The following is a 6851-nucleotide window of genomic DNA, read 5'->3' as shown; positions in this document are numbered from 1 at the left end:
TATAAATTATAACAATGAAATATTTAATCACTATTTTATTTTTTGTCTTACTTGGATGTAAAAGTGCTCAGCAAATCAATAAACAAAATGTTGAAAATGCGATTACAAAAAATGCGTTTCAGTTATTAAATGACAAAAGATTTCATTCTGTTTCCGTTGCAGTGTATAAAGATGGGGAATCAACAATAAAACATTTTGGAGAATTAACTATCGGAAAAGGAAACAAACCAAACGATTCTACTCTTTATGAAATAGCTTCTGTAACTAAAACTTTTACAGGTTATATAGCCGCGAAAGCCGTACTTGATAAAAAAATAAATTTAGATGATGATATTAGGAACTACCTTGATGAACCTTATCCCAATTTAGAATTTAAAGGTGAACCTATAAAAATAAAACACCTCATTACACACACAAGTGGATTTCCTAATATACCAATAAAAAGTGAAAATAAAAAGGCGTTTTTTGAAGGATTAAAACAAATAAAAATTGAAACGAAACCTGGAGAAGTATATTTTTATTCAAACACAGCTCCAGAGGTGACAGCATATATACTTGAAAAAGTGTATAAAAAACCATTTGAAGAATTGGTAACTGAATTTATTTTGAAACCAAATAAAATGAACCTAACCAAGTTTACACTCAATGAAAATGACAGAATAAGATTGGTAAAAGGTTATAATGATAAAAACGAGTTAATGCCTAACTTCAATAGAACTTTATGGGGCGGAATTTCAGGATTGCACTCTACGACTCCGGATTTAGTAAAATATATGAAATTGCAGCTAGATCAATCAAATCCTATTGTCAACGAATCTCATAAAAAATTGTTTAAAGAAGGTTCGGATTTTTGGGAAGGCTATCATTGGTACATCATAGAAAATGGTGATGAATTAATTATAAGACATCACGGAGGAATCTACGGAATGCAGAATTGGTTTGTGATTTATCCTAAACAAAATATAGGAATATCCATATTGACAAATGCTAGCTTTGATGGAACAGGAGATATATTAGAAAAAGTAGTTGATAATTTGTATAATGAGGTAAATGTAAAGTAAAAATAAACAGCACATAACCGTCGTTTGGCAATTTTGCGGGATTTGGCTTAATTTGAAGATGGTTTTGTACTTGGAAAATTAGTCATTAACCGAAAGACTAGGCTTCCTTAATCCGCCACAAAGCCAAGCGACCAAACGTTGGCAATAATTATCCAAAAATTGATATTTAAAAATTAAATAACAGTAATCTTTATGAAACATTTTTTTAAATTCATTTTACCTATTATCTCAATACTTTTTTTGAATTGCAATGTATTTGGACAACAAACAGATGATTATTCCAAAAAAATTGACAGTTTAATTCAACTAAACAGTCCACGACCTTTTAATGGTGTAATTCTGATAACAAAAAACAGGAAAGTTATTTATAAAAAGGCTTTCGGATATTCAGATTTTGAAAAACAAAAACCATTAACATTAAAAGACAATTTCAGAATCCAATCAAATAGTAAACAAATTACAGCAGTTCTAGTTTTAAAAGAAGTTGAAAAAGGAAAAATAGATTTAAATGAACCAATTGGAAAATACTTACCAAATTTAAAACAAAGTTGGGCGGATTCAGTAAGCGTTCATCAAATACTAAATATGTCTTCAGGAATCGTAGACATAGACAAACCTTTGCTTTTTAAACCAGGAACAGACTTCCATTACAGCAATCCTGCATATGGATTATTAGGTCAACTGATTGAAAAAACAACCGGTAAAAAATTTATAGAAGTTGCTAATACTCTATTTAAAGATTTAGGAATGAAAAACACTTATTGCCATGAAAAGAATAAAGCTAGTTCCAATCTTATTAATGGACATTGGCAAACAAAAGATTCAATTGAAGTGGTTAATTTTAAAAACCTGAATTTTACTGATGAATCTTGGGAAAACTTTATTCCCGCTGGAGGTATTATTTCTAATGCAATTGACCTAAATATTTGGGATACAAAACTTCACAATGGTAAAATTTTAGAAACCAAATCATACATTGCCATGATAGATTCAACAATTGTAGATTCTGATTTTACATTCAGTGAAACAAAATCAAATTATGGATACGGGGTTAATATAAACAAGGAAAAGCCACATAAATATATCGGCCATGCAGGTAGAGGATTAGGATATGTAAATTTAAAATTCTATTTACCAGAAAAGAATTTGGATGTAATTATATTGGAAAATGTTTATAATAGAGATATAAATATTGTTTATCATTATGAAAAAAGTATAAGGAAAATTGTTATGGATAGTAAATTGGTAAAATTATAACTACTGCCAACAGCCGTTTGGCGTGATTGGGGATTTAGTGGAATTAGCGTTTTTTCATTACCTTTACGTTCAGCCGAAAATACTCGGTTTCAAAAGTCCCCAACCACGCCAAGCGCCAAGACGTTGGTAGATAGCTGCGAAGGAGAAAGAATCCGCATAAAAAATTGTATAAAATCTCTTTGAAATTTATCGAAACGCAACTTTGAAAAAAATAGAAATACGGAATATTCGGTTGGAATATCTAAGTAAAATAACGAGAAATTTATAAAGTTGGGCAGAAATAAATAGAACGTTGGAATTTCAAATATTAGATTTTTAAAAGAAAAAATGTAAAGCAGAAATTTTAAACTAGCTAAGAATCTAACTCTCTCCTATTTTTAATTTTAGAAATTTATTGTCAAATGAAATTGAAATTGGAATATAAATAGTTGGAATATTGAGCCTAAAATACCAGAATTTTGGAATAAATAAACAGCCGATCTAGCAACAGCCGTTACACAATAGTTGCGAATTTAGTGGAATTAACGTTTATTATCATATATTCGTTTAGCAGAAAATACTCTGCTACAAAGTCGCAACCATCGTGTAGCGCCCGGACGTTGTAAAACATTTAAAAAAACATTTCGAATGAAAAAGACATTTTCAATTTTCATATTCATTTTACCATTTCTTAGTTATTCTCAAGATAAGGAAACGATAGACTGGATAACCAATAATTCGATAGAAATTGAAGATGCGAATCCTGATTCTGAACTAAAAATATTTGAAAATAACACACCTAATAAATTTGACAATGCTAAAATTTATGGGTTTGGGGAGGCTTCTCACAACACAAAGGAATTTTTCGTCTTAAAAGCCAAATTCTTCAAACACTTAGTTAAAACTCAAGGTTTGAAAATTTTCATAATGGAAGAATCTTATCAAGCTGAATCAGGAATAAATGAATGGATAAGTGGTGGCAAAGGAGATGTTCAAACTATAGCTAAAAATTTTAATATCGGTTTTTGGTACACTAAAGAAATTGTAAGCCTATTACAATGGATGAGAAACTACAATCAAAATAAATCAGAAGCCGATCAAATTCAATTTTATGGAATGGATATACAAATAGGCAAAAATATTAGCCAAAAAATTCGTGATTTTGTTAGTTTTAACAAAATTGATATTGATGAAAAGCTTTTAATAACTGCCGATAGTTGCTCAAATAAAATAATAGATTATTATATATCAGACAGTTGGTGGCAAAAGCAACTTCCGGATTTAAAGGAGCTAAAAAAACAAATTTTAAATTCTAAAACTAATAGTAGAGAATATAAACAAATAATAAGAAGTTTAGATTATTTATTAAGTTATACGGAATATGCATCAATCGTTGCGGATAAATATCCCAGGAGCACAGAATTTAGAGATTTAAAAATGTTTGAAAATGTCAAATGGATTGCAGAAAATGAATCCAAGAATGGAAAAGCTTTTATTTGGGCTCATAACGAACATATCAATAAAAGAGAAATGTACTATACAGGTAGCGATATAATAAATTTAGGTCGTCACCTAAAAGATAATTACAAAGATGATTATTATAGCGTTGGTTTTGACTTCGGAACTGGAAAAATTAACGGTTATGTCTCAAATGAAAAAAAGGGTGGTTATTGGAAGACGTACGATATTGAAAAACCATTCAAAAGAACATATGCAAGGACATTGATGTCTGTTGATAAAGATATATATTTTATTGATTTACAATCAGCAATTGAAAGCGACTCATCTGAATTTTTTAGTAAAAAGAACAGACATTTATTAATTGGTGGTGGAGGTTATCAACCTAAACCGCTATATAAGATTATAATAAGTAAAATTTATACTGAAACTTACGATGGGTTGATTTTTGTAAAAGAAATATCAATACCAGATTATACTCTGGATAAATAAAAAACGTTTTACAACAGCGGTTTGCATAAATGGCGAAATATGTGGTTAATTCACATTTATCTTTCGCAAGAAATTTTATCTTAGCCGAAAGATTACGGTTACGAAGTTCGCCACTTCTGCAAGCCGCGAGACGTTGTACGCAATTTTAGAATCTGAACGAGAAAATAGAAACTTATCAAAAAATAAATGAAAAACTTAATATTAATCCTTCTACTCTTAATTTCAATTAATTCTTTTTCGCAAAAAACTGATGAATATAATAAATTCATTGAACAAATTAAGAAGGACTCAAAAACCGATAAAAATGATGAAACAGTTTTAATTCTTCTTAATGATTTTTACGAACAAACTTTACAATCAGATATAGGAGAATTAAAACCAGATATTCCGGAGAGGATTCAAAAACTTTATTCAGGTAAAAATTCAAAAAATCTACAAATATTGAATATGTTTTTAGCATATCAAGAACATATTAGTCAAACTGCTGCTGTTGGAAAGCAACCAGATCCGAATTTTCAAATTAATTTAATTAATGATTTGGAAAGTGAATTGAAAAATACTTACGGAAATGTTCCTGTAATTATTAAAATTTATAAAGCAGAAGCTTTAAATTCTAATGGACAAAACAAAGAATCTGCCGAATTAATCTCAAAAAGCCTTAATGAATTTCCAAATTCAATTCCTCTAAAAGTCTATAAATACTTAGATACAAAAGGTGAAAAAATAAAAGAAGACTTAGTAAAAAATCATTCTAATCATTGGATGATTAAACAATTTGGAATAAAATAAAAACTGCGTACAACAGCCGTTACAAGCGATTTGCGGATTTAGTGGAATTACCGGTTTTTAATCATATTTTCGTTAAGCCGAAAATACTCAGTTTCAAAACCCGCAAACCGCTTGTAGCGCTAGGACGTTAGTGGCAATTTTGCCGAAAATCGAATAAACTGAAATCAAAATTAAATTAGAAAAATCAAAATAATTATGAAAATAAAGAAAGTATTATATAGTTTGCTGTTTTTATGTAGTGTAATTCAGAGTTATGCACAAGACACAATTAAACTTAAACCCTACATTGAAAATATGAAAACAGTAGATGTTTTCATTGAAGGAAAAAAATATAATTTTCTATTTGATACTGGCGGTGCAGAAACGATTATTTCACCAGAGATTGCAAAAATTATTAATAAAGAAATATATGGAAGTACAACGGGATTTCGAATGAGTGGTGAAATAATAAAGGCGCAAAAAGCAGATAGTATTTCATTTTTAATAGGTAAAACAAAAATATTTCATCAAACTGTTGGCGTTTGGAATTTAATGAGTATTCTACCTAAAGAATTTACAAAAATTGACGGTGTTCTATCTCTTAAATCCTTTGCTCAAAATATTATAACAATTGAAATTTCTAAAAACATATTAATAATTGAAAATAATGTGTCCGCAAAAAAGTCGATTAAAGGAAAATCTCTTTTAACAACTAGATTCGCCAACGGAATAGAAGGTTCCGAATTAAATATATTTGTTGGAATACCAAAAATTAATAGAATCTACTGGTTTCTTTTTGATTCTGGTAACAGTGGACCGCTACTTCTATCAAATGAAAGTTCTGAAATTTGGAAAATAAAAAAAGAAACTCAAACTGATAATTTTGAAAAAAATCCCGAAGCAGAATTTATAATTGGTAAAAAAAATCTAAAAATCAAGCCATTTGCAAGAGATATTATTTACGATGGAGTTCTTAATTTCGATGCAATTAGTAAATATGTTTTTACTATAGATTTTAAAAATAAAGAAGTTTGGTTTGAATAAAAACTGCCACTAACAGCCGTTTGGCGAGATTGGGGTTTTAGTCTTAATTTAAAGATGGTTTTGTACTTTAAAAATTTGTGTTTAATGGAAAAATCTCGCATCTTTACTCCCCAACCTCGCCAAGCGCCAAGACGTTACCTGCAAGCGGAGCGCTGGAAAGGAGAATTCAAGAACATAACGCAACAAATGATAAATTTTATCTTTGTTGAATTATGAAAAAAAATATAAAAGATTATCCTTCGAAGAACGTATTATAATTGAGACTTTACTCAAGGAAAATAAGACCAAAAGCTACATTGCAAAGCAAGTAAATCGAAACAGATCCACCATTACCAAAGAATTAAAACTTTGGTTATTAAAGCCAACCGACATCTATAAGGCTGATTTAGCACATTGGTATGCTTTAGAAAACAATAAAATCAAAAGAACTCAAGATAAAATAAACTCACATCCAAGACTTAAAATATTCATTTATAGAAGTTTATTAAAGGGGACTAGCCCTGAATTAATGGCTGGACAAATCAAGGTATTATACCCAAATGACCCTGTTATGTCCATTTCTTACGAATCTATTTATAAACATATTTATCGATTTAGACAATCTACTTTGGGTAAAAAACTAATCAAACTTCTTCCCTATCATCATCACAAAAGACGAGACAAAAGGAAATATGGTATAAAAAAAACCCGAATCAAAGACCAAGTCAGTATTGATGATAGACCTAAATATATCGAAGAACGCCTGGAAGCTGGACATTTAGAAGGAGATTTGATGATTGGTGTAGCACACAA

General features: G+C 29.5%; 7 protein-coding genes. All 7 read left to right on the top strand.

Features of this window, described 5'->3' with window-relative positions; genetic code table 11:
• Window positions 1–14: 14 nt before the first annotated feature.
• On the top strand, window positions 15–1061 hold the full coding sequence (locus MW871_RS16025; RefSeq protein WP_248429392.1) for a serine hydrolase domain-containing protein: 1047 nt from the start codon (window positions 15–17) through the stop codon (window positions 1059–1061).
• A 192-nt stretch (window positions 1062–1253) separates the two neighbouring features.
• On the top strand, window positions 1254–2318 hold the full coding sequence (locus MW871_RS16020) for a serine hydrolase domain-containing protein (protein WP_248429391.1): 1065 nt from the start codon (window positions 1254–1256) through the stop codon (window positions 2316–2318).
• Window positions 2319–2945: 627 nt separating this feature from the next.
• On the top strand, window positions 2946–4247 hold the full coding sequence (locus MW871_RS16015; RefSeq protein ID WP_248429390.1) for an erythromycin esterase family protein: 1302 nt from the start codon (window positions 2946–2948) through the stop codon (window positions 4245–4247).
• A gap of 186 nt (window positions 4248–4433) precedes the next feature.
• Window positions 4434–5036 carry a hypothetical protein gene (locus MW871_RS16010; protein ID WP_248429389.1) on the top strand — a complete coding sequence of 201 codons (603 nt, stop codon included), beginning with the start codon at window positions 4434–4436 and terminating at the stop codon, window positions 5034–5036.
• A 195-nt stretch (window positions 5037–5231) separates the two neighbouring features.
• Window positions 5232–6059, top strand: a complete 828-nt coding sequence (locus MW871_RS16005) for a pepsin/retropepsin-like aspartic protease family protein (protein WP_248429387.1) — start codon at window positions 5232–5234, stop codon at window positions 6057–6059.
• Window positions 6060–6143: 84 nt separating this feature from the next.
• Window positions 6144–6275, top strand: coding sequence for a hypothetical protein (locus tag MW871_RS16345; protein ID WP_282454614.1), 132 nt, complete (start codon window positions 6144–6146; stop codon window positions 6273–6275).
• Window positions 6265–6851, top strand: a 587-nt coding sequence (locus MW871_RS16000) for an IS30 family transposase (RefSeq protein WP_248429386.1), incomplete at its 3' end; no start/stop codon positions are given. The genes MW871_RS16345 and MW871_RS16000, both read left to right, overlap by 11 nt.

Origin of the sequence: Flavobacterium pygoscelis (assembly GCF_023162025.1) — a bacterium.
Taxonomy (GTDB): domain Bacteria; phylum Bacteroidota; class Bacteroidia; order Flavobacteriales; family Flavobacteriaceae; genus Flavobacterium; species Flavobacterium pygoscelis.
Note: the sequence above shows the minus strand (reverse complement) of the source record. Positions and strands in the feature narration are given on the sequence as shown.